The 1,120-nt window shown below is 70.5% G+C and carries 2 protein-coding genes; both read right to left on the bottom strand.

Translation table 11 applies throughout. From position 1 onward, the window contains the following. Positions 1-551: ATP-binding cassette domain-containing protein (locus QO011_RS42485; RefSeq protein ID WP_307286778.1), on the bottom strand; the 551-nt coding region annotated here is incomplete at its 3' end. Beyond that, the coding region (locus tag QO011_RS42480) for an ABC transporter permease (protein ID WP_307286774.1) at positions 548-1,120 on the bottom strand (573 nt) is incomplete at its 5' end. The genes QO011_RS42485 and QO011_RS42480, both read right to left, overlap by 4 nt.

The following is a 1,120-nucleotide window of genomic DNA, read 5'->3' as shown; positions in this document are numbered from 1 at the left end:
AGCGCCGCCGTCGGCTCGTCCATGATGATCAGGCTGCGCCCGAACGCCGCCGCCCGCGCCACCGCCACGCCCTGACGCTGCCCGCCCGACAGCGTCTCCACCGGCTGGTTGATGTTCTGGATCGTCATCAGGCCCAGCTGCGACAGCGCCTTGCGCGCATCCGCCTGCATGCCCGTCCGGTCCAGCTGCCGGAACAGCTTGCCCAGCAGCCCCGGCGCCCGCCGCTCCCGCCCCAGGAACATGTTGTCGGCGATCGACAGCGCCGGCGACAGCGCCAGGTTCTGGAACACCGTCTCGATCCCCGCCGCCCGCGCCTCCAGCGGCGAGCGGAACTGCACCACCTCCCCGTTCAGCCGGATCTCCCCCTGGTCCGGGATCACCGCCCCCGCGATCGCCTTGATCAGCGTCGACTTGCCCGCCCCGTTGTCGCCGATCACCGCCAGGATCTCCCCCGGCAGCAGGTCGAAATCCGCATGGTCCATCGCCGTCACCCGGCCATAGCGCTTCACCAGGCCGCGCGCCTGCAGGATGGGCTGCACTGTCGTGCTCATGCCGAAACCCTCCGGATCCACTGGTCGATCGCCACCGCCAGGATGATCAGGCAGCCCACCGCGAACTCCTGCCACAACACGTCCACCCCATAGAGCGCCAGCCCGTTGCGGAACACGCCGACGATCAGCGCTCCCACCAGCGTGCCCACGATCGACCCGCGCCCGCCGAACAGGCTCGTGCCGCCGATCACCACCGCCGTGATGCTGTCCAGGTTCGCCGTCTGGCCCGCCTGCGGGCTGATCGAGCCGATCCGCCCGATCAGTGCCCAGCCGCCGATCGCGCAGATCAGCCCCGCCAGCGCATAGACCGCCACCAGCGTGCGGCTGGTGCGGATGCCCGCCAGGCGCGCCGCCTCCGCATCATCGCCCGTGGCATGGATGTGCCGCCCAAAGGCCGTGCGGTTCAGCATGTACCAGACCAAGCCAGCCAGCAGCACCATCAAGACCGCGCCGTTGGTGATGCGCGCCCCGCCGATCAGCGGCCAGCTCCGGTCGAAGTCCAGCGCCAGCCCCCCGGTGAACTGCAGGAACGGCGCCACCGCCGCGATGTCCTGCTGGCGGATGGTCTC

This window comes from Labrys wisconsinensis (genome assembly GCF_030814995.1).
In the GTDB taxonomy this organism is placed as follows: domain Bacteria; phylum Pseudomonadota; class Alphaproteobacteria; order Rhizobiales; family Labraceae; genus Labrys; species Labrys wisconsinensis.
This window is presented reverse-complemented; position numbering and strand designations above follow the sequence as displayed.